Below are 25388 nucleotides of genomic sequence, written 5' to 3' on the forward strand. Positions count from 1 at the left end.
AGCGAAATAGTGGCGGCGCTGGCCTTTATTTTACCGGTGCCAGCACGTGGGTGGCATCCAGCGTCAGACAGTCACCTGGACATTGATCGCTGCCGTAGATAACGGGCGCCTTTGGCAAGGAAAACTTCATCGCGTGCTCTTTTTTAATCGCGTCGGCCATACCGGCAAAGGACCATGGCATACCCAGCGAAAGCGAACCGAACTCATCGTATTTTTTGGATTTTGCGACAGCAGGTAAGTTGTCACTATCGATACGATAATAAAGCTGGCCAGAATATTCTGCAGGCACGTTCTCTATGATTGCGTTGCTTAACAACTGATACTCGCGCTGCTGAGGCGTAGAAAAGCCCTTCTGAATATTCAGCATGCATGAGAGCACTGCAATAACGAGGCAAACGATACTGGCAGACGTGGTTATCTTCAGCTTATTAAAGATCACGAATAAGCCAGCAATGAAGGCTGAGGTAGTGATTAACGACAGCGCGATAACCGTGCGATAGGCTGCCCAGTCCTCACTCACCAAAAGATTAGGAATGCCCGCCGCCAGCAGGAAAAACAGGAACAGAAAAGCTTTACGCGGTTTGAAATCGGGTGCCTTCACAATGCCCACGATGATCAGTGAGCAGGAGATGATAATACTGACAATCGAGCGCCCGGTATCAAAGTTGCACAGCGCATTTCTGAGCGGCTCAGCGATAAACCAGGTGATTTTTTTCAGCGGCGCTAAGGTGATATTGGTTCTGGCCAGTACTTCATTGAACAGCACGAGCGGCAGAACTTTCGCCAGTACCAGTGCCATCACCATGCCAAATCCCAGCATCAACATCAGCTTGATCACCGCGCTGCGCTGATAATTATTCCGGGTCATGCCCAGATCGAGCAGGGCAAAGAATAAAAAGCTCATGGCTGCGGGTTGGTAAATCGCAAAGGAAAGCGTCAGGCAAATAGCCGACAGTAGCACCCGGCCCAGGCCTTTGTTTTCCGCCAGCGTTGAGTAACTGATGCCCGCCAGCAGCACGGACAGGACATAAGGAAAGCAGACTGTCCAGCCGACAAAAACCTGAAATGAAGGCAGCAAACAAATCAACGTGGCAAACGTCAGACGCTGGACCGCGCTGGCGAAAATGCTGCGACGCTCTAGGAAACGGATGATGTACCCGCCCAGTAAAATCAGGCTTAATAATGAGAGTACACGGAGCCAGGTCAAATCCTGCACGTCATCGATCAGGAAAGCGAAGAAGTAGCGGATGGCACCATAAAAAGGTCGGCCCGATAAGATATCCCATTTGAAAATACTGAATGCATCGGTAGTGGATGCGTATAAATAGAACCAGTCGTCGGAAAATCCGTATGTTGATAAATAAACCGGGCTATAACCGATGAGTAAAGCGATGGCCAGTATCAGATACATGGCGGAGGGATGACGCTCAAAAACTGTTTTTTTCATTTCCTGCTCTTAATCACGTAGCGTGGTCTTTGTTTGGACTCAATGTAGATTCGGCCAATATATTCGCCCAGAACACCGATGCCGATAAGTTGCACTCCACCCAAAAACAGAATGGAAACCAGCAACGAAGGGTAACCCGCCACCGGATTGCCCCAGAGCAGTTTATCGATGATCATCCAGAATCCATAAAGAAAGGAGAGTAACGCGACGCTACCGCCGATGTAACTCCAGATGCGTAAGGGGAAGGTTGAAAAACTGGTTAATCCTTCTAATGCCAGATTCCACAATTTCCAGCCATTAAATTTCGACACCCCTGTGACGCGTTCAGCCCGATCATATTCCACAATCGCTGTTTTACCGCCAACCCAGGATAAAATGCCCTTCATGAACAGATTCCTTTCCGGCAGGCTTTTTATATGTTCTACCGTCTCGCGCGACAGCAGACGAAAATCGCCAACGTTTTCCTCTATTTTCGGCGAGCTGATTTGGTTGTGAAAGTGATAAAACCACTCGGCTGTTTTACGTTTGACATGCCCATCGGCGCTGCGATCTTTCCGTTTAGCCAGAACCACATCGGCACCCGCTTGCCAGCGTTCAACCAGTTGATGGATAACGGCGATGGGATCCTGCAGATCAACATCAATCGGGATAACCGCGTCACCGGTGGCATGCTCTAGTCCGGCAAACAACGCGGGTTCTTTGCCGAAATTGCGGGTAAATGACAGCGCAATGACCAGCGGATCCGAGATGGCCAGAGCATTGATGATGTTTTCGCTGCCATCGCTACTGCCGTCATTGATAAAAACAATTTCCACCTGATAGCCGGCTAATTCATGACGAACCGCCTGATAAAAGAGCGGAATGGTTTCCTCTTCATTGAAGACGGGCACGACGAGAGACAATTTCATTTTACTTCCCTGAAAACGATGTAATTAGAGTAGATGAAGCCGCAACCCAGGCTAATAAAGGAAAAGAGTATCAGGGTAATCACCGGGGAAAGCGTGCAGGCGTCGGCCATCCAGCCAACCAGCGCCGCCATGCCTCCCATAAAGCTGACATAAAGCAGGTAACGCAAGGGCGTGGCTGCAGAAGAGAAGGTCCAGCGGGCATTAGCAAAAAAAGAAAACGTCACCGCAACGCAGAATGCACCAAAGTTTGCCATAGCCTGGCCTGACTCGAACAGCTTGAGAATAAGCGCAAACACCGTCCAGTGAATCGCGGTGTTGATAACGCCAATTCCTGCATAACGGGAAATAAGTTTCAGCATGACGAGAGAGATGAGTAAATTTGCCCTGATCATATACATCGGAAATTATCCTGCAAGCCCGATGCTGAAAATGCGTTTAATCGGGCCGAAACAAGGATAACGACAGGCAACAAAAGCATTGCCCCGCCCGATGATCAATTTCGGGCTAAGGCAGGGTGGGGAATACCCTGATCATGGGGCAATCAGACCAGCTTTTTCACTAGCTCCTCGCTGTGACGAATATGGCTGGAGGCGCGTTCCGGATCGTTCTGCACCAGCGCCATAAACAGCAGATCGGTCAGCGCCAGCTGGGCGCTGGTGGAGGAGATGGCCGCGCTGCGCGTGCTCTGCTCCTCGGCGACGGTGTACAGGCAGACCGTGGCGCACTGCTGCAGCGAATTCGGGGTAAAGCCGGTAAACGCCAGCACATCGGCGCCAATCGCCGCCGCTTCCTGCGCCGCGAGATTTATCTCGCGACGTTCGCCGGTGTAGGAGATTGCCAGCAGCACATCGCCGGGTGCCATCGCCTGAACGCTGGCCAGCAGCGCGTGCATGTCCTGCTCGGCGACGGCGTTGATGCCAATCTTCATCAGCTTCCACGAAAAATCTTTCGCCACCAGCCCGGAAGCGCCAATGCCGACCAGCAGAATGCGGTTGGCGTTTTTCAGCAGCTGCAGCGTTTCCGTGAGTTTCTCTTCGCTGTTGATATCCAGCGTGGCGCGAATCGCCGAAATTTTTTCCGTCAGCAGCTTTTCGCCGACAACTTTAAGCGGATCGTCACTCAGAATGTGGTTGTGCACGGTGATGGCATCGCGGTCGGCCAGCGACTCACTCAGCGCCAGCTTCAGCGCCGGAAAGCCTTTGTAACCCAGTTTCTGGGCGAACTTCACCACGCTCGACTGGCTGACGCCTGACTCTTCCGCCAGTTTTTGTGAACTCAGATGCCGTGCCCGATCAGGCTGCGACAGCAAAAAATCCGCCAGCCGACGCTCGTTCAGCGCCAGGCGTGGGTAGAGCTGGCGAATTCGCAGCAATGAACTCATGTCCGATCCTTAATCCATAGTCCCGCACACAGCTTAGCCGCTCGCGGAAGGAAATGTCTGGCCAGGAATGTCAGATGACATCGCGCCGACGCAGAGAATAAACTATTCAAATGGCATTGTAGCCATTGGAATTAAAAATGACAGCTTTCGCCCCGGCGCGCGATGCTGGCTACACTGTAGAGCAGGTATCGCCGCGTTTAGAAAAAGGAGTCGGGTTTGACAAAGGGTTCGCATCGCCGCGTAGTATTTTTTGACCTGGACGGCACGCTGCATCAGCAGGACATGTTTGGCACATTTATGCGTTATCTGCTGCGCCGCCAGCCGCTCAATCTGGTGCTGGTGGTGCCGCTGCTGCCGGTCATCGGCATGGGTATGCTGATAAAGGGCCGCGCTGCGCGCTGGCCGATGAGCCTGCTGCTGTGGGCTATCACCTTTGGCCATCGTGAGGCCACGCTGCGCCAGCGTGAGGCCGAATTTGCCCGCTGGTTTCGCGAGCGCGTTACCGCGTTTCCGGTGGTGCAGCAGCGGCTGACTGACTACCTCAGCAGTGAAGATGCCGATGTCTGGCTGATTACCGGCTCGCCGCAGTCGCTGGTGGAGCAGGTCTATTTTGATTCCGCGTTTCTGCCGCGCGTGAAGCTGATCGCCAGCCAGATGAAGCCGGGCCGTGGTGGCCGGGTATTAGCCATGCGCTGTCTCGGCCATGAAAAAGTGGCGCAGCTCGAGGAAAAAATCGGTACGCCGCTACAGCTGTACAGCGGCTACAGCGACAGCAAGCAGGATAACCCGCTGCTGTTTTTCTGCCAGCACCGCTGGCGCGTGACGCCGCGCGGTGAACTGCAACAGCTGGAGTGAATCGCAGCTGGATTCCGTCTATAATGCGCCGCCTTGTTAATCCGCAGGAGTTGCCCGTTGAACCCACAAACTGATGAATACTGGATGCGCCACGCGCTTGAACTGGCGCGGCGTGCGTGGGAGCAGGGCGAAGTGCCGGTCGGTGCGGTGCTGGTGCAGGGTGACCGAGTGATTGGCGAGGGCTGGAACCGGCCGATTAGCCAGTGCGATCCCACCGCGCATGCCGAGATTATGGCGCTGCGTCAGGGCGGAAAAGTGATTGATAACTACCGGCTGCTCGACACCACCTTATACGTGACGCTGGAGCCGTGCGTGATGTGTGCCGGTGCCATGGTGCACAGCCGGATTACCCGTCTGGTCTATGGCGCGAAGGATGAGAAAACCGGTGCCGCCGGTTCGCTGCTGGATGTGATCGGCCATCCGGGCATGAATCATCAGATTGAGATTGCGCATGGCGTGCTGGCCGAGGAGTGCGCCACGCTGCTGAGCGACTTTTTCCGTATGCGGCGCGAACAGAAACGTGCGCAGCGGCAGGCGCTGCGCGCCGATTAGTTCATCGCAATCTTCGGTTCGACAGCCGGATAACCGGCACCGAGTTCCGCTTCCAGCGCCGACTGCTGCGCCAGCCGTTTCTCCTGCTCCTGCAGATAGCCTACCAGGCTGATCTGATACTTACGGATGTTCTCAACGTAGTTATAAGCTTCGTGGCCGCGCGCATAGCCGTATGTGGTCTGCGCGTAATAGCGCTTCTGGCTCAGCATCGGCAGGCGCAGCTTAACGTCGGCCCAGCTGTCCGGATTGCCACCTTGTTTGAGGGTCAGCCGGCGTGCATCCAGCATATGCGCGTAACCCATGTTGTAGGCCGCCAGCGCAAACCAGATGCGTTCATCTTCCGGAATAGTCTCCGGCACTTTTTCCATCATGCGCCGCAGGTATTCGCTGCCGCCGCGAATGCTCTGTTCCGGATCGAGACGATCGTTCACGTCGAGGCTGTCAGCGGTATTGCGCGTCAGCATCATCATGCCGCGCACGCCGGTGGGCGAGGTCGCCTGCGGATTCCAGTGCGACTCCTGGTAGGAAATCGCCGCCAGCAGGCGCCAGTCGATACTGGATGCGTACTTCTCAAACAGCGGCTTGATATCCGGCAGCGTGTTATCAATTGCGCGCAGGAAGGTGCGGGTATCGACATAATCAAAGGTGCCGACGTGGCCGAGATACTTCTCTTCCAGCCGCGCCATGGTGCCTTCTTCCCCCATCTGACTGTAGAAGTCGAGCATGGCGGCGTTCAGGCTATCGTCATCGTTACGCGGCAGATACCAGGTCACCGGCTCTTCATCGGTAATATCAAACGCCACCGCCAGCTGTGGATGGATGCGCTGCAGCAGGCCGATGGTCACCGAATCCCCCACGGTATAGTCAAGCTTGCCGTCGGCAACCGCTTCCAGCAGCGCTTTCTGGCCCATATCGGTGGAAATGGCCCAGTCGAGATCGGGATAGCTGTCCGCTTTGGCGGAACGTAACGTTGACAGATAGGCTGAACCGGACTGCACAATCAGCCGGCCTTTCAGATCACCAAGGTTTTTGGGCCGCGGCTTGTCGATGCGATACACCAGCTGCTGCGACACCGAATAGTAGCTCGGGCCACTCTGATAACGGCTGAGGCGCTCGCTGTTGTAGATCAGCCCGGCGGCCAGCAGGTCGGCTTTGCCGTCGTCGAGATCGTCAAACAGGTCGCCGAGGTTGGGCCGCACCGTGACTTCCAGCTTCACGCCAAGATAATCGGCGAAGCGCTTCGCCAGCTCGTAGTCCATACCGGCTGGTGCATTATTGATGGTGTAGTAAGTCAGCGGCGAGTTGACGGTACTGATGCGCAACACTCCCCGCGATTTGATCTGTGATAACGCGTCTTTTCCGCCCCCGTACCAGGGGATGGACGGCCACAGCGCCAGCGCAAGCAGCACGGTGATCAGACCGATAAACAGATAATTTAATTTCAGGCGTTTCAAATAGTTGTCTCGTAATGGCTCACAGGCCTCTGTCTTTTAAAGGCAGTATTTATGTTGTTTTGCACTCCCAGAGCGAGGGGCATTTTGCGCAACAAAGCGCAACAGGGCAACTTATATAGCAAGATTTGCGCAAAATTCAGGCAAATCCCGAGGCTCAGTTTTTCTGCGCAAACGGTTTCGTAACCCGTGCCATTTCTCTATAATACCGCCCGTTTTCCCTGTTGCGCCCCATGAAGCGTCGCCCGGCGCTTCGAAGACGAGAGATCTTTAATGATGGAAATTCTGCGTGGTTCGCCCGCTCTGTCGGCATTTCGTGTAAACAAACTGCTGACCCGCTTTCAGGACGCTCATCTGCCGGTGAGTGATATTTACGCCGAGTACGTCCATTTCGCCGATGTCAGCGCACCGCTCAGCGCGGAACAGCAAGCCCGCCTGCAGCGTCTGCTGAAATACGGTCCTTCTCTCGCCGAACATGCGCCACAAGGGCGTCTGTTGCTGGTGACGCCGCGTCCCGGCACCATTTCTCCCTGGTCATCGAAAGCCACCGATATCGCCCACAACTGCGACCTGCCACAGGTATTGCGCCTGGAGCGCGGTCTGGCCTTCTATGTACAGGCACCGCAGCTGACTGACGCGCAGTGGCAGCAGCTGGCCAGCCTGCTGCACGACCGCATGATGGAAACCGTGTTCACGGAGCTCAGCGCGGCAGAACAGCTGTTCGCGCATCATGAGCCGCAGCCGCTGAAAAGCGTAGACGTGCTGGGCGGAGGGCGCGAGGCGCTGGAACAGGCTAACCGCACGCTCGGCCTGGCGCTGGCCGATGACGAAATTGATTACCTGCTCGATGCCTTCACCAGACTGGGCCGCAATCCGAACGACATCGAGCTCTATATGTTCGCTCAGGCGAACTCCGAGCACTGTCGTCACAAGATTTTTAACGCCGACTGGATTATCGACGGCGAAAAACAGCCGAAGTCGCTGTTTAAAATGATTAAAAACACCTTTGAGCAGCATCCGGAACACGTCCTGTCGGCGTATAAAGACAATGCCGCGGTGATGGAAGGCTCCGAGGTCGGGCGTTTCTACGCGGATGCGCAGCAGGGCGAATACGAGTTCCATCAGGAAGCCGCGCATATCCTGATGAAGGTGGAAACCCACAACCACCCGACGGCCATTTCGCCATGGCCAGGTGCCGCCACCGGTTCCGGCGGGGAAATCCGTGACGAAGGCGCCACCGGACGCGGCGCGAAGCCGAAAGCGGGTCTGGTCGGCTTCTCGGTTTCCAACCTGCGTATTCCCGGCTTTGAACAGCCGTGGGAAGAGGATTTCGGCAAGCCGGATCGCATTGTTACCGCGCTGGATATCATGACCGAAGGCCCGTTAGGCGGCGCCGCGTTCAACAACGAATTTGGTCGCCCGGCGCTGAACGGCTATTTCCGTACTTATGAAGAGCAGGTCAACAGCCATAACGGCGTTGAGCTGCGCGGCTATCACAAGCCGATCATGCTGGCCGGCGGCATTGGTAACATCCGCGCCGATCACGTGCAGAAGGGTGAAATCGTGGTTGGCGCGAAGCTGATTGTGCTGGGTGGTCCGGCGATGAATATCGGCCTTGGCGGCGGCGCGGCGTCCTCGATGGCGTCCGGCCAGTCGGATGCCGATCTCGACTTCGCCTCGGTGCAGCGTGACAACCCGGAGATGGAGCGTCGCTGTCAGGAAGTGATTGACCGCTGCTGGCAGTTGGGCGAAGCCAACCCGATTCTGTTTATCCACGACGTCGGTGCCGGTGGCCTGTCTAACGCCATGCCGGAGCTGGTGAGCGACGGCGGCCGCGGCGGCAACTTCAACCTGCGCGACATCCTCAGCGATGAGCCAGGCATGAGCCCGCTGGAAGTGTGGTGTAACGAGTCGCAGGAGCGTTATGTGCTGGCGGTTGCGCCGGACAAACTGGCGCTGTTCGATGAGCTGTGCCAGCGCGAACGTGCGCCGTACGCGGTGATTGGTGAAGCGACCGAAGAGCAGCACCTGAACCTTGCCGACAGCCACTTCGATAACAAACCGATCGACATGCCGCTCGACGTGCTGCTGGGTAAAACGCCAAAAATGACGCGCGACGTGGCCAGCCAGCAGGCGAAAGGTGATGCGCTGGTGCGGGACGGCATTACCATTGCCGATGCGGTAAACCGCGTGCTGCACCTGCCAACCGTGGCGGAAAAAACCTTCCTGGTGACCATCGGTGACCGCAGCGTAACCGGCATGGTGGCGCGCGATCAGATGGTCGGGCCGTGGCAGATCCCGGTGGCGAACTGCGCTGTGACCACTGCCAGCCTCGACAGCTACCACGGTGAAGCGTTTGCCATGGGCGAACGTGCCCCGGTAGCGCTGCTTGATTTCGCCGCGTCTGGCCGCCTGGCGGTGGGCGAAGCGCTAACCAACCTGGCCGCGACCGCGATCGGTTCGCTGAAGCGCGTGAAGCTGTCGGCAAACTGGATGGCTGCAGCCGGTCACCCGGGCGAAGGCGCTGGCCTGTACGCCGCGGTAAAAGCGGTGGGCGAAGAGCTGTGCCCGGCGCTGGGGATCACCATTCCGGTGGGTAAAGACTCCATGTCGATGAAAACCCGCTGGCAGCAGGGCACTGAACAGCGCGAAATGACCTCGCCGCTGTCGCTGGTCATTACGGCTTTTGCACGCGTTGAAGATGTGCGTCGCACCGTGACGCCACAGCTGCAGCCGGAGGGCGACAACCTGCTGCTGCTGGTGGATCTCGGCAACGGCGCCAACACCCTCGGCGCCACGGCGCTGTCACAGGTGTATCGCCAGCTGGGCGACAAACCGGCCGACGTGCGCGATGCCGCGCAGCTGGCCGGCTTCTTCAATGCAATTCAGACGCTGGTCAGCGAGCAGAAACTGCTGGCTTACCACGACCGCTCGGATGGCGGTCTGCTGGTCACGCTGGCTGAGATGGCCTTCACCGGCCACTGCGGTATTGAGGCGGATATCGCCGCGCTGGGCAGCGATGCGCTGGCAGCACTGTTTACGGAAGAGCTGGGCGCCGTACTGCAGATTAACGCTGCCGACCGCGCGGCCGTGGAAAAAGTGTTTGCCGATCACGGTCTGAGCAGCAATGTTCACGTCATCGGTAAAGCGCTGCCGGGTGACCGTTTTGTTATCCGCTCCGGCGACAGCGCGGTGTACAGCGAAAGCCGTACCACCCTGCGTACCTGGTGGGCTGAAACCACCTGGCAGATGCAGCGCCTGCGCGATAACCCGGCCTGTGCCGATCAGGAACATGAAGCGAAGAGAGACGATAACGATCCTGGCCTGAACGTGCAGCTGACCTTCCGTCCGGAAGAGGATGTGGCAGCACCGATGATCGCCACCGGCGCGCGTCCGCGCGTTGCCGTGCTGCGCGAGCAGGGCGTGAACTCGCACGTTGAGATGGCCGCTGCCTTCCACCGCGCAGGCTTTACTGCGGTTGACGTGCACATGAGCGATCTGCTGGCGGGCCGTCGTGGTCTGGAGGAGTTCCACGCGCTGGTCGCCTGTGGCGGCTTCTCCTACGGCGACGTGCTGGGTGCGGGCGAAGGCTGGGCGAAATCGATTCTGTTCAACGGCCGCGTGCGTGACGAGTTTGAAAACTTCTTCCATCGTCCGCAGACGCTGGCGCTGGGCGTATGTAACGGCTGCCAGATGATGTCGAACCTGCGTGAACTGATTCCGGGCAGTGAGCTGTGGCCACGCTTTGTGCGTAACCAGTCCGAGCGCTTTGAAGCACGCTTCAGCCTGGTGGAAGTGGCCGCCAGCCCGTCACTGCTGCTGGACGGCATGGTCGGTTCTCGCATGCCGATTGCCGTCTCGCACGGTGAAGGTTTTGTTGAAGTACGTGACGCTGCGCATCTGGCTGAGCTGGAAGCGAAAGGGCTGGTGGCGCTGCGCTTCGTCGATAACTTCGGTAAAGTCACCGAGACCTATCCGGCAAACCCGAACGGCTCACCGAACGGCATCACCGCCGTGACCAACGAAAGCGGGCGCGTCACTATTATGATGCCGCATCCGGAGCGCGTGTTCCGTACCGTCAGCAATTCGTGGCATCCGGCGGAGTGGGGCGAAGACAGCCCGTGGATGCGCATTTTCCGCAACGCGCGCAAGCAGCTGGGTTAAACCTGCATCCTGTCTCTTACCGGTGCCCATTCACGGGCACCGTGCCAAGGCCGCTCAACGCGGCCTTTTTTATTTTTTTGTCGCGTGGGCACCGCTGTCTATCCGCTGTTATTCGCTGACCTCTGTGGCATGTCGGAAAATGACGACAATCCCATGGCTGAATTGTCGCTAAAAGGTGACATTTAAATCGTTGTTTTTTATGGGTGCGAAGTTAGTGCGTTAAAGCCGTTGCTAATCGGCGACACTTTTTCCAGACCAGCCGGTCCGAAAGCGTCGTTAATTCCCTCTCTGAGCTGGCAGTATGCTGATTAACAAGGCTATTTATTTTCTGGCACGATAGTTGCTATACTCCTTATGTTGCTCATTCTCCTGTCTATGATTGCCCCGCACTGCGGTTGAGCTCATAAAATATCGAATGACGCACCAAACGGAGCCTGCCGTCCACCCAACCGATAATCGCTTGCTTTGCAACGTTATCAAGCACCGGACGCAACGTTGAGTTAGGCTCCACCTATTTTGCAGGCGATGCTGCGGCGTCGCTCTCACGGCAGGCCAAAAGGCCTGCCGTTTTCGTTTTCAGCCTTTCTAACCTTGCCGGACTTCGCTAGCATGCCTGCAACTCACCTCAAAGGAAGCGCGGTTGTGAAGAGATGGCGTCTGTTTCCCCGATCCCTGCGGCAACTGGTTTTAATGGCCTTTCTGCTGGTGCTGCTGCCGCTGCTGGTGCTGGCATGGCAGGCGTGGGAAAGCCTTTCAGCATTGAGTAATCAGGCGGCGGACACTAACCGCAACACCTTCACCGACGTGCGTCGCAGTGAGGCGATGGCGCGTACGGCGCTGGAGCTGGAGCGTAGCTATCGCCAGTATTGCGTGCTGGGCGATGCCAGTCTGGCACGCCTGTATCAAACGCAGTGGAGCCGCTACGGCCAGATGCTCAGCAGCCATGCCGCCAGCCTGCCCGATTTGCCAACGTTCAAAATATTGCAGAGCGCGCTGCCGCAGCTGGAAAAGCTGCAGTGTGATAACGGCAATCTGCTGGCACCGGCGGCGAGCGCGCTGGAGGCATTCTCCGCCGCCAACACCCGCATGGTGCAGGCCACGCGTGAAGTGGTGTTTTCACGCGGCCTGCAGCTGCAGCGCGAAATTGCCGATCGCGGCCAGTTTTTTGGCTGGCAGGCGCTGATACTGTTTTTAATCAGTCTGGTGCTGGTGCTGCTGTTCACCGGCATGATTATCGGCCCGGTTAAGCGCGTCGAACGCATGATCAACCGGCTGGGTGAGGGCAAAACGCTGGGCAATAGCGTCAGTTTTCGCGGGCCACGCGAAATTCGCTCGCTGGGACAGCGCATTGTCTGGCTCAGCGAACGTCTTAGCTGGCTGGAGGCACAGCGGCATGAGTTTCTGCGCCACCTGTCGCACGAACTCAAAACACCGCTGGCCAGCCTGCGCGAAGGCACCGAACTGCTGGCCGACCAGGTTGCCGGCCCGCTCAATGCGGAGCAGCAGGAAGTTGTCGCCATTCTCGATACCAGCAGCCGTCATCTGCAGCGGCTGATTGAACAGCTGCTCGACTACAATCGCCGGCTGGCGGAGAGTCCGCTGCGGCTGGAACCGGTGGCTATCGACGCTATCATTGATAGCGTCGTCAGGGTGCACTCACTGCCCGCCAGCGCGCGCCAGATGCACACGCATATCGATCTGCAGGCCCGCTATTGTCTGGCGGAACCGACGCTGTTGCAGCGAGTGATTGATAACCTCTACTCGAACGCCGTGAACTACGGTAGCGAATCCGGTAACATCTGGCTGCAGAGCCAGCAGAAGGGCAACCAGGTGTGGATTGAGGTGGCCAACACCGGCACGCCGATTCCGGCTGAAGAGCAGGCGATGATCTTTGAGCCCTTTTATCAGGGGAGCCAGCAGCGCAAAGGGCCGGTGAAAGGCAGCGGGCTGGGATTAAGCATCGCCAAAGATTGCCTGCGCAGGATGCAGGGTGATTTGCAGTTGGTCACGCGCACGGACGCGGACGTCTGTTTTCGTATCATTTTGACTACCAGCGCCGGGAATGCCTGATTAATGAAACTCACATCCAGCCGATTTCTCGTCGGCGCACTGATCGCCATCGGCCTGAGCGCCTGTCAGGCGCCTCCCCAGAGCAGTACGCCGCGCGGTGCGGTGAACCTGCCGGAGCCGGACGTGCGCCTGGCGGATTATCTGGCCACCGATTGCCAGAATGTCTGGCAGATTGAAGCACCGGCGGCCATGAGCAATCCACTTTACTGGCAGCGCGCTATCGACTGCGGTGAGCGGCTGTCGGCGGCCGAAGCGCGGGCGGAAGCGCGGCGCTGGCCGGTACAGAACTGGGCGCGCGCCTTTAAGCAGGGCATCCTGCTGGCGAACGGCAACGTGACGCCGGTGGAGCGCCGTCAGTACGTTGATACGCTCGACAGCTACAGCGCGGATTATCCGGCGGCGCTGCGTCCGCTGCTGCAGCTGTGGCGCAGTAACCAGGCCGCGCAGCTGGAGCTGAGCGAGGCGCGCGGCCGCTACGCCGCGCTGCAGCAAAGCAATGACGCCGAACTCGATCGCCTGCGTCAGCAGCAAACGCAACTGCGGCAAACGCTGGACGATACCCAGCGTAAATTGCAGCGACTGACTGACATCGAGCGTCAGCTGTCATCGCGCAAAGCGCCGGACAGCGGCGACAGCACACACGGTGCCAGCGATGCCCAAAGCGAGGAGCAGTAACCATGAAACAGGCCGCACGCTTACTGCTGGTGGATGACGATCCGGGCTTACTCAAGCTGCTCGGTATGCGTCTCAGCAGTGAAGGCTATCAGGTAGCGACCGCGGCCAGCGGGCCGGAAGCCCTGCGTCATTTGCAGAAAGAGAAAGTCGATTTGGTGATCAGCGATCTGCGCATGGATGAAATGGATGGCCTGGCGCTGTTTGCTGAAATCCAGAAGCGCCACACCGGATTACCGGTCATTATCCTGACTGCGCACGGCTCGATCCCGGAAGCGGTAGCGGCGACGCAGCAGGGCGTATTCAGCTTCCTGACCAAGCCGGTCGATCGCGACGCGCTGTACAAAGCGATCGACGATGCGCTGGCCCAGCGTGCACCGGTCAGCGATGACGGCTGGCGCGAAGCGATCGTTACGCGCAATCCGCTGATGCTGCGGCTGCTGGAGCAGGCGCACATGGTGGCGCAATCCGACGTCAGCATTTTGATTAACGGCCAGAGCGGCACCGGCAAAGAGGTGCTGGCGCAGGCGATTCATGCCGCCAGTCCGCGCGCCGGCAAACCTTTCATTGCCATCAACTGCGGCGCGCTGCCGGAACAGCTGCTGGAGTCCGAGCTGTTTGGCCACGCCAAAGGCGCCTTCACCGGTGCCGTAAGTGCGCGCGAAGGGCTGTTTCAGGCGGCAGAAGGCGGCACGCTGTTTCTCGATGAGATTGGCGACATGCCGCAGGCGCTGCAGGTGAAGCTTCTCCGCGTGCTGCAGGAGCGCAAAGTGCGCCCGCTGGGCAGCAACCGCGATCTTGACATCAACGTGCGCATCATCTCTGCCACGCACCGCGATCTGCCGAAGGCGATGGAGAAGAAAAGCTTCCGCGAAGATCTCTACTATCGTCTCAACGTGGTGAATCTCAGGATCCCGGCGCTGCACGAACGCGCCGAAGACATCCCGCTGCTGGCCAACCATCTGCTGCGCCAGTCGGCCGATCGCCACAAACCGTTTGTGCGCAGCTTCTCGGTCGATGCGATGAAACGGCTGGTGAGTGCCAGCTGGCCGGGAAATGTGCGCCAGCTGGTTAACGTGATTGAGCAGTGCGTGGCCCTTACTACGTCGCCGGTGATTGGTGACGCGCTGGTAGAGCAGGCGCTGGCCGGCGAGAACACGGCGCTACCGACCTTTGTCGAAGCACGCAACCAGTTTGAGCTTAACTATCTGCGCAAACTGCTACAGATGACCAAGGGTAATGTGACGCATGCGGCGCGTCTGGCTGGACGCAACCGTACCGAGTTTTATAAGCTGCTGTCGCGCCACGAACTGGACGCCAGCGAATTTAAAGAGTAGCTTGCTGCGGCAGCGTCAGGAACACTTATACTCATAGTTACCCGTCCATCATGGAGGGAGCGAAAAAAGGATCTGTGATGAAAAAGATCGATGCAATTATCAAACCATTCAAACTCGATGATGTGCGTGAAGCCTTAGCGGAAGTGGGCATCACCGGGATGACGGTCAGCGAAGTGAAAGGCTTCGGACGTCAGAAAGGCCACACCGAGCTGTATCGCGGTGCCGAATACATGGTCGATTTTCTGCCAAAAGTGAAAATCGAGATGGTGGTGGGCGATGATATCGTCGATACCTGCGTAGAAACCATCATGAAAACCGCGCAGACCGGTAAAATCGGCGACGGCAAAATTTTTGTCTTTGACGTGGCGCGCGTCGTGCGTATTCGTACCGGCGAGGAAGACGAAGAGGCCATCTGAGCCCTTCGCTCCTCACCAGACACAAAGCCTGCCGCGTGCAGGCTTTTTCATTTACAGCACTTTGTGCGGACCGAACACCTCGTAGTGAATGCGGTCGGCGCTGATGCCGGCGTCGGTCAGCTGGCGCGCAACAAACTGCATGAATGCCAGCGGGCCGCAAATCCAGAACTCCCCCTCTGGCTGGGTCAGTGCGGTTGAGACGGTGGCTAAATCCATCAGGCCTTGCGCGTCGTAACGTCCCGCGTCGTCAGCTTGCGGCTGGCGATACCAGACGTGGCGGCTAAAGCGCGGCAGCTGCGCACCCAGCGCTGCGACCTCATCAGCAAACGCGTGCTGCGCGCCGTTTTCGCTAGCGTGCAGCCAGCATACTGCGGCCGGGTGCTGCTGCTCCGCCAGGCTGGCCAGCATGGCTAATAGCGGCGTTTGCCCGACGCCGGCTGAGATCAACGTCACCGGCGTCTGCGCTGCTGCCTGCAGGAAGAAATCCCCGGCCGGCGCGGCGCACTGCACGATATCGCCAACCTTCGCATGCTGATGCAGCCAGCCGGAGACGCTGCCCTGCGCTTCGTGCTTCACCGCAATGCGATAGGCTTTGCCATCCGGCAGATGCGTCAGCGAATACTGGCGGTGCTGAATGTAGTCGCTGTCCGCCGGGCGCAGACTGAGGGTCAGATACTGACCGGGCAGGAAGTCCGCCACCGGCTCTCCATCATTCGGCACCAGCTCAATACTCTTGATCACCGAGCTCTGCGCGGTAATCGCACGGATACGGAAATCGCGCGCGCCGCGCCAGCCGCCGACCTTTTCTTCTGACGCACGGTAAATCGCTGCTTCACGCTGGATAAACACCTCAGCCAGCACGCCATAGGCTTTGCCCCACGCCGCCAGTACCTCATCGCCTGGATTGAGCAGCTCTTTAATCGTCGCCAGCAGGTTTTCCCCGACAATCGCGTACTGCGCCGGCTGAATATTCAGGCTGGCATGCTTCTGCGCAATTTTCTCCACCGCCGGCAGCAGCACCGCAAGATTTTCCAGGTTGCTGCCGTACGCACAGATCGCGTTAAACAGCGCTTCACGCTGATTGCCGCTGCGCTGGTTGTTCATGTTAAACACGTTCTTCAGCTCGGGATGCTGCGTCAGCATCCGCTGATAAAAGTGACCGGTCAGCTGCGGGCCGAGTTGAGCAATCGCGGGCAGGGTAGATTTCACGGTGGCGATGGTTTGCGCGTCAAGCATAGGCTGATCCTCAGGGTAATTTTAAACATGTATTTTAAATACATGTTATGCCTGTTGCCGCGTACTGTAAATCCCCGGTTTTGTCTGGGGTGACGAGTGCCAATCTGCTGGCGGGCGCGCAAAGCTGAAAAATTTTCCCGCTGCTGATGAACAAATATCCGGTTTTCTTCCCCGGCTAAAAAGCGTAAAAATCCCGTACCAGCGCCTTGCCAATCGTTTGCGTAAAAAGAGGGGATTGGCGCTACCGTCCCCTGGCAAAACCGTTTACACTGTTGGCCTTCGCCCCTTAGCCGGGGCTTAAACTGCCGTTAAAAAGTTGCTGAGTCAGGAGATGCGGATGTTAAAGCGTGATATGAACATTGCCGATTATGATGCCGAGTTGTGGCAGGCTATGGAGCAGGAGAAGGTGCGTCAGGAAGAGCACATTGAACTGATTGCTTCGGAAAACTACACCAGCCCACGCGTTATGCAGGCGCAAGGTTCACAGCTCACCAACAAATATGCCGAAGGCTATCCGGGCAAACGCTACTACGGCGGATGTGAATATGTGGATATCGTTGAGCAGCTTGCGATCGATCGCGCCAAAGCGCTGTTCGGCGCGGATTACGCTAACGTGCAGCCGCACTCCGGCTCCCAGGCTAACTTCGCGGTGTACACCGCGCTGCTGCAGCCGGGCGACACCATTCTGGGCATGAACCTGGCACACGGTGGTCACCTGACCCACGGTTCGCCGGTCAACCTGTCCGGTAAGCTGTACAACGTTATCCCTTACGGCATCGATGAAACCGGCAAAATCAATTACGAAGAGCTGGCCGAACTGGCGCAGACTCATAAGCCAAAAATGATCGTGGGCGGCTTCTCTGCTTACTCTGGCGTGTGCGACTGGGCCAAAATGCGTGAAATTGCTGACAGCATCGGCGCCTGGCTGTTTGTCGATATGGCCCACGTTGCCGGTCTGATCGCTGCTGATGTGTACCCGAACCCGGTACCGCACGCGCACATCGTAACCTCGACCACGCACAAAACGCTGGCCGGCCCGCGCGGTGGCCTGATCCTGGCGAAAAACGGCGACGAAGAGCTGTACAAGAAATTGAACTCCGCGGTGTTCCCGGGTGGTCAGGGCGGCCCGCTGATGCACGTTATCGCCGGTAAAGCCGTCGCGTTCAAAGAAGCCATGGAGCCGGAGTTCAAGGCTTATCAGCAGCAGGTCGCGAAGAATGCCAAAGCGATGGTGGAAGTGCTGCTGGAGCGCGGTTACAACATCGTCTCAGGCGGTACTTACAACCACCTATTCCTGATCGATCTGGTGAGCAAAGGTCTGACCGGTAAAGAGGCGGATGCCGCTCTGGGCCGCGCTAACATCACCGTGAACAAAAACAGCGTACCTAACGATCCGAAGAGCCCGTTTGTGACCTCCGGTGTGCGTATCGGTACGCCAGCAGTGACCCGTCGCGGTTTCAAAGAAGCGGAAGTGCGCGAACTGGCGGGCTGGATCGCTGACGTTCTCGACAATATCAACGACGAAGCCACTATCGAGCGCACCAAACAGAAAGTGCTGGATATCTGTGCCCGTCTGCCGGTTTATGCCTGATAAGCGCTAAACCCGCAGTGTGAAGAAGGATGGCGCAAGCCATCCTTTTTTTATTCCCTTTCGCAGGCGGCTTTGAGAAAGTAACGGCCATTCCGCGCACGGCGGAGCGTCAACAGGAGGAAACATGACCATCGGATCGGCCAGGTGGCTGGGACTGAGCTACTTCACCTACTTTTTCTGCTATGGCATCTATCTGCCGTTCTGGAGCGTGTGGCTGAAAGGCAACGGGCTGGATGCGGAAAAAATTGGCCTGCTGCTCGGCTGTGGCATGGTGGCGCGCTTTGCCGGCAGCCTGTTGATTGCTTCGCAGGTGAAAAATCCAGCGCAGCTGATTGTTGCGCTGCGCCTGCTGGCGCTGGCGACCTGTCTGTTCGCGCTCGGTTTCTGGCTGGGCAGTCAGTGGCTATGGCTGCTGCTGGTGATGATTGGTTTTAACCTGTTCTTCTCGCCGCTGGTGCCGCTGAGTGATGCGCTGGCGGCCACCTGGACACAGCAAATCGGGCTGGCCTATGGTCCGGTACGGCTGTGGGGCTCGCTGGCGTTTGTTATCAGCTCGGCGCTTACCGGTATGCTGGTCAGCGCCTGGTCATCGCAGGTGATTCTGCTGCTGCTGAGCGTCGGTGCGCTGGCGATGCTGTCCGGCATGCTGCTGCCGCCACAAACCCGACCGCAGGGTGAGCTACGCCAGGGCGCGAGCGGTGGCTGGGCGGCGTGGCGCGACCTGCTGCGCGAGAACAGCGTCTGGCGTTTCATGCTGTGCGTAACGCTAATGCAGGGCGCGCACGCCGCGTATTACAGCTTCAGTGCGATCTGGTGGCAGGAATCCGGGTATTCGGCCTCGGTGGTCGGTTATCTGTGGTCGCTGGGCGTGGTGGCTGAAATCGTAATTTTTGCCCTGAGCAACCGGCTGTTTCGCCGCTGGAGCGCGCGCGATCTGCTGCTGCTGTCAGGCATATGCGCGCTGGTGCGCTGGACGCTGCTGGGCGCCAGCACTGCGCTACCATTGTTGATTGTGGCGCAGATTCTGCACTGCGGCAGCTTTACCGTCTGCCATCTGGCGGCGATGCGCTTTATTGCCGCGCGTAAAGGCGCAGAGGTGATTCGTCTGCAGTCGCTCTATTCGGCGCTGGCAATGGGCGGCGGCATCGCGGTGATGACGATGGTGTGCGGCGTGCTGTTTACCCACCTGCACGGCCAGCTGTTCTGGGTCATGGCGCTGGTGGCGCTGCCGGCGCTGTTCCTGCGGCCACGCGCGGCTTAAGACTCCAGCAGCTGACGAATGCGCTGCTGCTGGTGATCGCTCAGTGGCAGCTCAGCGTGGATCAGCGGCGGCGAGTAGAGCGGCAGGGCGGTGGCGTAGGGCGTCACCACCAGTGCCACATCGCGCGGTGCGCCTTCACGCTGAAAGTGCAGCATATCCTGATAGGTAATATTGATTGGCAGCAGCATCATTTCCCGCAGCTGCTGCTCCAGCAGCTGTTCCAGCGCCGCGTCAGCGCCGGTCAGTAACAGCACCTGTTTCTCCTGTAGCGCGCTCTCCTGCATCAGCCAGCCACCAAACTGCACCGCCACCAGGCTCACTTCTTCTGCGCTAAACTGCGTGCCGAAATCGCTGCTGAAGTGCTGCAGCGCGCGCGCCGTGGTGCGCAGCAGGCGCGGATAGAGACGCGCTACGTCCAGCGCCACGCTGTTATCAATGCCGATGGCAAAGTGGCTACGATCCAGCGCCTGCGCCAGGTGAGTATAGAGCTGCAGCTTAAGCTGCTGCTGATTTTTGATGCGCGTCTGCGCCAGTTGCTCAAAGCGGGCAATCAGCGCTTCCACCGCAGCCATCAGCTTGTGTGCCTGACTGTCCGCCAGCTGGCTGCCGTCTGGCGCGTGAATCAGGCTGAACAGCAGCGTCCAGAAATCGGTTTCGCTGACGTCCGGTGCCAGATGGCAACGTTTTTGCCAGTGATGGATCACGTCATCCGCTGCGCTGCGTTCAATCTTCGCCGCCAGCCAGGCGCGCTGGCGCTCGCTGAACAGCGCCGTCTGACGCTGACACAGCGCATATTTCATGAAGATTTGCAGAAACAGCCGGTCGCGAGGCGTGAAATCGCGCGCCAGCCGCAGGCTGCAATGCTGGATCAGCGCCTGCAAATTGGTTTCATCCCACAGCGCTTTCTCAATTTTCAGCACCTTCAGCCGCTGGCGCAGTGCCGGCGCAAAATGCGTGCAGACGAAATCCTGCGACAGGCGCAGCGCGCGGCGCAGCCAGTGCAGCAGGCACAGACGCCGGTCCAGTTCCGTGCCATGAATGCGAAAGCTGCCATCCACCATCTGGTGTAATTCCAGCTGGTGAAAGCGCTGTATCTCATCTCCGACATCCGCGATATCCTGTCGGGCGACAACAGGGTCCACGCCATTCAACTGGCAGAGCTTTTCAAGCGTTAACGCGGGAGCAGGCAGAAACAGCAGCAACAGCAGATGGCAACGACGCTGGGCGCGGCTGAAGAGGGGAGCAGTAGAATGCGCTGAACTCATCAATCGTGTTATCCGCAGGTCATTTTTCAGCTAAGAATAGCCAACTCCACGCGCTGACCCTGGCCTTTGTCATGACTTTTGTTCAGAGCTTCAGGGCGGGTCACAGTTTTTTCTGGCCCGGTATCCTTCTGACTTTAAAATTTGTTACTTTATAACATATGAAAATTGCGCTCGTTAGCTTTACGCTGTTGTTCAGCGGCGCCGTGTGGGCGCATCCACACAGCTTTATTGATATGCAGACCGAACTGATCGGTAAGGACGATCATCTCAGCGCGATGAAGATGGTATGGACCATGGACGAGATCACCTCCGCCGATCTGCTGTACGATGCCGGCAACGCCAAACCCGGCGAGGTGGTGTGGAAAAAGCTGGCGGCGCAGGTAATGGCCAATGTGCTGGGCCAGCACTATTTTACCGAAGTGTGGCAGGATAAAAATCGGGTGAAATTTCTCAACCTACCGCAGGAGTATCAGCTGTCGCGCAAGGGCAACAAAGCAGTGCTGGAGTTCATTGTGCCGTTCGGCGAACCGCAGTCGTTAAGCGCCAGGCAGTACCGCATCCAGACCTTCGATCCCAGTTACTTTGTTGATATGTATTATGACAATCCGCAAGCCATCACCATGGATGAGACCGTGAAAGCCCATTGCCAGTTTGACTTACACACGCCCAAACCGGATGACTCGCTAAAACAGTACGCGCTGTCGCTGGATAAAGCTGACGCACCGCCCGAGGATATGGATCTCGGCCAGCAGTTTGCCCAGACGGTAACCCTGACATGTCGTTAATTTCACTGCCTAACGCTTCCCGTCGCTGGTGGCCGCTGTGGCTGCTGGCTGCGCTGCTGATTATCGCGGGCGCGTTGCTGTGGCTGCACTGGCCGCAGATTCTGCTGCAAAGCGTACTGTGGCAGAAGGTTCTGCACCGTGAGATGACGCAGCTCCTGCAACAGGTGGCGCAGCAGCCGCAGCAGGCCGGTGTCACGCTGATGCTGTTTAGCCTGGCCTATGGCGTGCTGCATGCGCTGGGGCCGGGCCACGGCAAAGTGGTGATTAGCACCTTTCTCGCTACCCATCCGGCGCAGCTGAAAACCAGCATGAAGCTGACGCTGCTGGCGGCGCTGTTGCAGGGCACGGTGGCGATTGCTCTGGTGACGCTGATGCTGGTGGTGCTGCAAACCTCCTCGCGCCAGCTGCATCTCACCAGTTACTGGCTGGAGAAAGGCAGCTATTCGCTGGTGATAGCGCTCGGCGTCTGGGTGGGCTGGCGCGCGCTGCAGGGGTTACGCCGCGCGCTCCGTCCGGCGACCGGGCTCCAGATTCGCGCGGTACGGCCGCATCATCAGCACCATGCTGACTGCGGCTGCGGTCATGCCCACCTGCCGAGCGCGCAACAGCTGGCCGGTGCGGTAAGTGGCAAAACCCAGGCGCTGGTGGTGCTGTCGATGGGGCTGCGGCCCTGTTCCGGTGCCATTATGATGCTGTTGTTTGCCAAAGTGATTGGCGTATATGGCTGGGGCGTGGCCTCGGCGCTGACCATGGCGCTGGGCACCGCGCTCACCGTGTCGCTGCTGGGTTTGCTGGTGCAGCGCTCGCGCGTGCTGGCGGTGCGCCTCGGCAGGGTCAGCAGCAGAGGGACTGCGCAGTGGTTATTGCCGGCCGTGATGCTGGCTGGCAGCCTGCTGTTGCTGCTGGCCGGCTTTATTTTATGGCACAGTGCTACGCCCGGCTTCGGTGGCGGTCTGCGTCCTTTTTAATTAATACGCTTTAAAAAATAAGCGCAGCATGTTCCCTGAATATGCTGCGTTTTTTTTTGCCCGCGACGCAGAGTTTAATTTCTCTTGCCCGACGATCTGGTGAAAAGAGTTTTCTCTGTCTACGCTAGATAATATCAAAAAGGACAGGGTGTGCTCTTATATGCGTTACTCTTTATCGTCAATGTTTGTGAGGAAATAAATATGCCTGAAACCTGGACTAATAATGGCAGCACGGAAACGGTGGTGGAAACGCACGGCGGTTTACCGTTGAAACGCATTTCCTGGAGTGCCGTATTTGCAGGGGTGATTGCGGCATTAATCATTCATATTTTACTGGGGCTGCTTGGAACCGCAATCGGTGCCACGACCATCGATCCCCAGCAGGAACAAAATCCGCTGGAACACCTGGGGACAGGGGCGCTGATTTGGACCGGGGCCAGCATGCTGATTGCGCTGGCGGTCGGTAGCTACGTTGCCGGACGGCTGGCTCAGCGCGAAGGTGCGCTGCACGGTCTGCTGATGTTTGGTGTCAGTACCCTGATTACGCTGTGGCTGGCGATTTCACTTGCCAGCGGTATTATCGGCGGCGCCTTTAATATTTTAGGCTCCGGTTTTAATGCCCTGGGGAACGGTATTTCTGCGGTAGCGCCATCGGTGACAAATATGGCGAAAGAGAAGCTGCAGGAAAATAATATCAACCTGGATGATTTGCAAAATGAATTGCAAACCACGCTGCGTCAAACCGGCAAACCGGAACTGCAGCCGGAAAATTTACAGCAGGATGTAAATAGCGAAGCGAATAATGCGCAAAACCAGGCGAAACAGACGGCACAGAATCCACAGAATGCCGACAATGATATTGCCAATTGGATCCGTGGTGTACTGAGTCGTCATGCCGATACGCTGCAGGCTGCAGACCGCGATGCGCTGAAAAACATTATTAAAGCGCGGACCGGAAAAAGCGATCAGGAAGCGGAACAGATCGTTAATCAGACTGAGCAAAGCTATCAACAGGCGATGCAGAAATATCAGCAGCTGAAGCAGGAAGCGGAGCAGAAAGCGCGGGAAGCCGCAGAGAAAGCCGCGGCGGCAACGGCGAAAGCCAGCTGGTTTGCCTTCTTCATGATGCTGATCGAGGCGGTGCTGGCGGCGGTCCTCGGCGGTGTCGGTCGGCGTACCCAGCCGCGCACCGTGTTAACCCACGAGCGTCGGTAACAAAGTCAGTAATAAAAAAGGCGGCTGATTTAGCCGCCTTTTTTTGCTTAGCGCTTCAGCGCTTCGCTCAGTTCTTCGCGCATGCTGGCCAGCATCGCCTTCACCACACGCGGGTTACCGGCCACCAGGTTGCCAGACAGCATATAGCCGTGGTTACCGGTGAAATCGGTCACCAGACCGCCCGCTTCACGCACCAGCAGTTCACCGGCAGCGAAATCCCATGGCTTCAGGCCAATCTCAAAGAAACCGTCAACGCGACCTGCGGCCACATAGGCCAAATCCAGCGCAGCAGAGCCAGTACGGCGGAAATCAGCGCACTGGGTAAACAGTTTTGCCACGATGTTGATGAACGGCGTAGCGTGCTGCTTCAGCTTGAACGGGAAGCCGGTAGCCAGAATGGTGCCGTCGAGGTCACGCGCCGTGCTGCCGCGCAGGCGATAGCCGTTAAGCTGCGCACCCTGACCGCGTACCGCGGTGAATAGTTCGTTACGCATTGGATCGTAAACCACCGCCACTTCGGTGCGGCCTTTGATGCGCACGGCGATAGAAACAGCAAAGTGGGGCAGACGTTTGATGAAGTTGGTGGTGCCATCCAGGGGATCGATTACCCATTGAACATCCTGATCGTCGCCCGCCAGCTCACCGCTTTCTTCGGTGATGATGGTGTGTTGCGGGTAGGACTTGCGAATCACTTCGACAATCAGACGTTCTGCGTCGCGGTCAACATTGGTAACGAAGTCGTTGCTGCCTTTCTGGCTGGCTTCGACGGCGTCCGGGGTTTCATAATTCTTGGCAATCAAATTTCCGGCCTTGCGCGCTGCGCGCACGGCGATGTTGAGCATCGGATGCATCGGTATCTCTCACTGGATGTTAAAGAACGGGGTGAAAACGGCGCGGAGTATATCAGGGTGTTCAGCAAATGTCCTGCTTTTATGTTAGGATGCGCGCCATCATTTCCTTATCGCTATCTATTATGCTGCAAAATATCCGAATCGTACTGGTAGAAACCTCGCACACCGGCAACATGGGTTCCGTTGCCCGCGCCATGAAAACCATGGGCTTAAGCAACCTGTATCTGGTCAATCCGCTGGTGAAACCGGACTCGCAGGCCATTTCACTGGCTGCCGGTGCCAGCGATGTGATCGGTGAGGCGAAGATCGTCGATACGCTGGATGAGGCGATTGCCGGCTGTAGCCTGGTGGTGGGCACCAGCGCACGCTCGCGCTCGCTGCCGTGGCCGATGCTTGACTCGCGTGAATGCGGCATCAAAAGCGTGGAAGAGGGCCAGCAGGCGCCGGTGGCGCTGGTGTTTGGCCGCGAGCGCGTGGGCCTGACCAACGAAGAGCTGCAGAAGTGCCACTATCATGTCGCCATTCAGGCCAACCCGGAGTACAGCTCGCTCAACCTGGCGATGGCGGTGCAGATTATCGCCTATGAAGTGCGCATGGCGTGGCTGGACGCGCAGGAGAAAGCCAGTCCGCAGCCCCAGTACGAAGCCTCGCCGTATCCGCTGGTTGACGATCTGGAGCGCTTCTATCAGCACATCGAACAGATGATGCTGAACAGCGGTTTTATCCGCCAGGGCACACCGAGCCAGGTGATGAGCAAACTGCGTCGCCTCTATACCCGTGCGCGTCCGGAGCGCGACGAACTCAACATTCTGCGCGGCATGCTGTCGTCGTTTGAAAAACCCAAAAACGACAAGGGTAATAGTTGAGTAAAACACCAGGTTAAATAGTTGAGCGAAATACTCGGTTAAATAGTTGACCAAAATACTCGGGAATGTCAGACTGGCCTCCATTCTTCAGATAACC

Annotated in this window: 21 protein-coding genes; 13 read left to right on the plus strand and 8 right to left on the minus strand. The window is 57.8% G+C overall.

Annotated features, from left to right (window positions below; genetic code table 11):
• Positions 1-25: 25 nt before the first annotated feature.
• The 4 genes from C1N60_RS05175 to C1N60_RS05190 form a co-directional block, all read right to left on the minus strand.
• The gene (locus tag C1N60_RS05175; protein ID WP_282954688.1) at positions 26-1447 is read right to left on the minus strand and encodes a glucosyltransferase domain-containing protein; all 1422 of its coding nucleotides are present in this window, start codon (positions 1445-1447) and stop codon (positions 26-28) included.
• Positions 1444-2355, minus strand: coding sequence for a glycosyltransferase family 2 protein (locus C1N60_RS05180; RefSeq protein WP_021506529.1), 912 nt, complete (start codon positions 2353-2355; stop codon positions 1444-1446). The genes C1N60_RS05175 and C1N60_RS05180 overlap by 4 nt, the downstream gene beginning before the upstream one ends.
• Positions 2352-2714, minus strand: coding sequence for a GtrA family protein (locus C1N60_RS05185; protein WP_031279382.1), 363 nt, complete (start codon positions 2712-2714; stop codon positions 2352-2354). Before C1N60_RS05185 ends, C1N60_RS05180 begins: the two co-directional genes overlap by 4 nt.
• 182 nt (positions 2715-2896) lie before the next feature.
• Positions 2897-3736, minus strand: a complete 840-nt coding sequence (locus C1N60_RS05190; protein ID WP_021506531.1) for a MurR/RpiR family transcriptional regulator — start codon at positions 3734-3736, stop codon at positions 2897-2899.
• Between the two features lie 216 nt (positions 3737-3952).
• Between C1N60_RS05190 and yfhb the strand changes: the two genes are divergently transcribed.
• Both yfhb and tadA read left to right on the plus strand, forming a co-directional pair.
• Positions 3953-4591 (plus strand): phosphatidylglycerophosphatase C, encoded by a 639-nt coding sequence (gene yfhb / locus C1N60_RS05195; protein WP_010618503.1) that lies wholly within the window; start codon positions 3953-3955, stop codon positions 4589-4591.
• A 57-nt stretch (positions 4592-4648) separates the two neighbouring features.
• The gene (tadA, locus tag C1N60_RS05200; protein WP_071813580.1) at positions 4649-5143 is read left to right on the plus strand and encodes a tRNA adenosine(34) deaminase TadA; all 495 of its coding nucleotides are present in this window, start codon (positions 4649-4651) and stop codon (positions 5141-5143) included.
• Here tadA and mltF read toward each other — a convergent pair.
• The gene (gene mltF / locus C1N60_RS05205; RefSeq protein WP_021506534.1) at positions 5140-6597 is read right to left on the minus strand and encodes a membrane-bound lytic murein transglycosylase MltF; all 1458 of its coding nucleotides are present in this window, start codon (positions 6595-6597) and stop codon (positions 5140-5142) included. The genes tadA and mltF overlap by 4 nt on opposite strands.
• Positions 6598-6867: 270 nt before the next feature.
• Here mltF and purL point away from each other — a divergent pair, with 270 nt between their 5' ends.
• The 5 genes from purL (at position 6868) to glnB (ending at position 15253) form a co-directional block, all read left to right on the plus strand.
• Complete coding sequence (gene purL, locus C1N60_RS05210; RefSeq protein WP_394521470.1) at positions 6868-10758, plus strand: phosphoribosylformylglycinamidine synthase; 3891 nt, start codon at positions 6868-6870, stop codon at positions 10756-10758.
• 642 nt (positions 10759-11400) lie between these two features.
• A complete protein-coding gene (locus tag C1N60_RS05215; protein WP_275028227.1) occupies positions 11401-12828 on the plus strand; it encodes a sensor histidine kinase in 1428 nt (475 codons plus the stop codon).
• A 3-nt stretch (positions 12829-12831) separates the two neighbouring features.
• Entirely contained in the window at positions 12832-13503 is a 672-nt protein-coding gene (qseG, locus tag C1N60_RS05220) for a two-component system QseEF-associated lipoprotein QseG (protein ID WP_394521471.1), read from the plus strand.
• Between the two features lie 2 nt (positions 13504-13505).
• Positions 13506-14837 carry a two-component system response regulator GlrR gene (gene glrR, locus C1N60_RS05225; protein WP_394521472.1) on the plus strand — a complete coding sequence of 444 codons (1332 nt, stop codon included), beginning with the start codon at positions 13506-13508 and terminating at the stop codon, positions 14835-14837.
• A 77-nt stretch (positions 14838-14914) separates the two neighbouring features.
• Positions 14915-15253, plus strand: coding sequence for a nitrogen regulatory protein P-II (gene glnB / locus C1N60_RS05230; protein WP_007886217.1), 339 nt, complete (start codon positions 14915-14917; stop codon positions 15251-15253).
• 51 nt (positions 15254-15304) lie between these two features.
• On the opposite strand, the gene hmpA is transcribed toward glnB, so the two are convergent.
• Positions 15305-16489, minus strand: coding sequence for an NO-inducible flavohemoprotein (hmpA, locus tag C1N60_RS05235; RefSeq protein ID WP_059009936.1), 1185 nt, complete (start codon positions 16487-16489; stop codon positions 15305-15307).
• 337 nt (positions 16490-16826) lie between these two features.
• Here hmpA and glyA point away from each other — a divergent pair, with 337 nt between their 5' ends.
• A complete protein-coding gene (glyA, locus tag C1N60_RS05240) occupies positions 16827-18080 on the plus strand; it encodes a serine hydroxymethyltransferase (protein ID WP_021506540.1) in 1254 nt (417 codons plus the stop codon).
• Between the two features lie 124 nt (positions 18081-18204).
• Positions 18205-19341, plus strand: a complete 1137-nt coding sequence (locus tag C1N60_RS05245) for a 3-phenylpropionate MFS transporter (RefSeq protein ID WP_394521473.1) — start codon at positions 18205-18207, stop codon at positions 19339-19341.
• Here the strand turns inward: C1N60_RS05245 and csiE are convergent.
• Positions 19338-20606 carry a stationary phase inducible protein CsiE gene (gene csiE, locus C1N60_RS05250; protein ID WP_058770857.1) on the minus strand — a complete coding sequence of 423 codons (1269 nt, stop codon included), beginning with the start codon at positions 20604-20606 and terminating at the stop codon, positions 19338-19340. The two genes, C1N60_RS05245 and csiE, sit on opposite strands and share 4 nt — an antisense overlap.
• Before the next feature lie 158 nt (positions 20607-20764).
• On the opposite strand from csiE, the gene C1N60_RS05255 reads away from it, so the two are divergent.
• From C1N60_RS05255 to C1N60_RS05265, 3 genes are all read left to right on the plus strand, one after another.
• Positions 20765-21391, plus strand: coding sequence for a DUF1007 family protein (locus tag C1N60_RS05255; protein WP_058758288.1), 627 nt, complete (start codon positions 20765-20767; stop codon positions 21389-21391).
• Complete coding sequence (locus C1N60_RS05260; RefSeq protein ID WP_394521474.1) at positions 21382-22359, plus strand: nickel/cobalt transporter; 978 nt, start codon at positions 21382-21384, stop codon at positions 22357-22359. Before C1N60_RS05255 ends, C1N60_RS05260 begins: the two co-directional genes overlap by 10 nt.
• A gap of 201 nt (positions 22360-22560) precedes the next feature.
• Positions 22561-23574 (plus strand): hypothetical protein, encoded by a 1014-nt coding sequence (locus C1N60_RS05265; RefSeq protein ID WP_058758290.1) that lies wholly within the window; start codon positions 22561-22563, stop codon positions 23572-23574.
• A gap of 47 nt (positions 23575-23621) precedes the next feature.
• Here C1N60_RS05265 and suhB read toward each other — a convergent pair whose 3' ends face one another.
• Positions 23622-24425 (minus strand): inositol-1-monophosphatase, encoded by an 804-nt coding sequence (suhB, locus tag C1N60_RS05270; protein WP_058758291.1) that lies wholly within the window; start codon positions 24423-24425, stop codon positions 23622-23624.
• Positions 24426-24547: 122 nt separating this feature from the next.
• On the opposite strand from suhB, the gene trmJ reads away from it, so the two are divergent.
• Positions 24548-25291 carry a tRNA (cytosine(32)/uridine(32)-2'-O)-methyltransferase TrmJ gene (gene trmJ / locus C1N60_RS05275; RefSeq protein WP_031279390.1) on the plus strand — a complete coding sequence of 248 codons (744 nt, stop codon included), beginning with the start codon at positions 24548-24550 and terminating at the stop codon, positions 25289-25291.
• The last annotated feature ends 97 nt before the right edge of the window (positions 25292-25388 follow it).

This window comes from Pantoea sp. SGAir0184, from assembly GCF_043544755.1.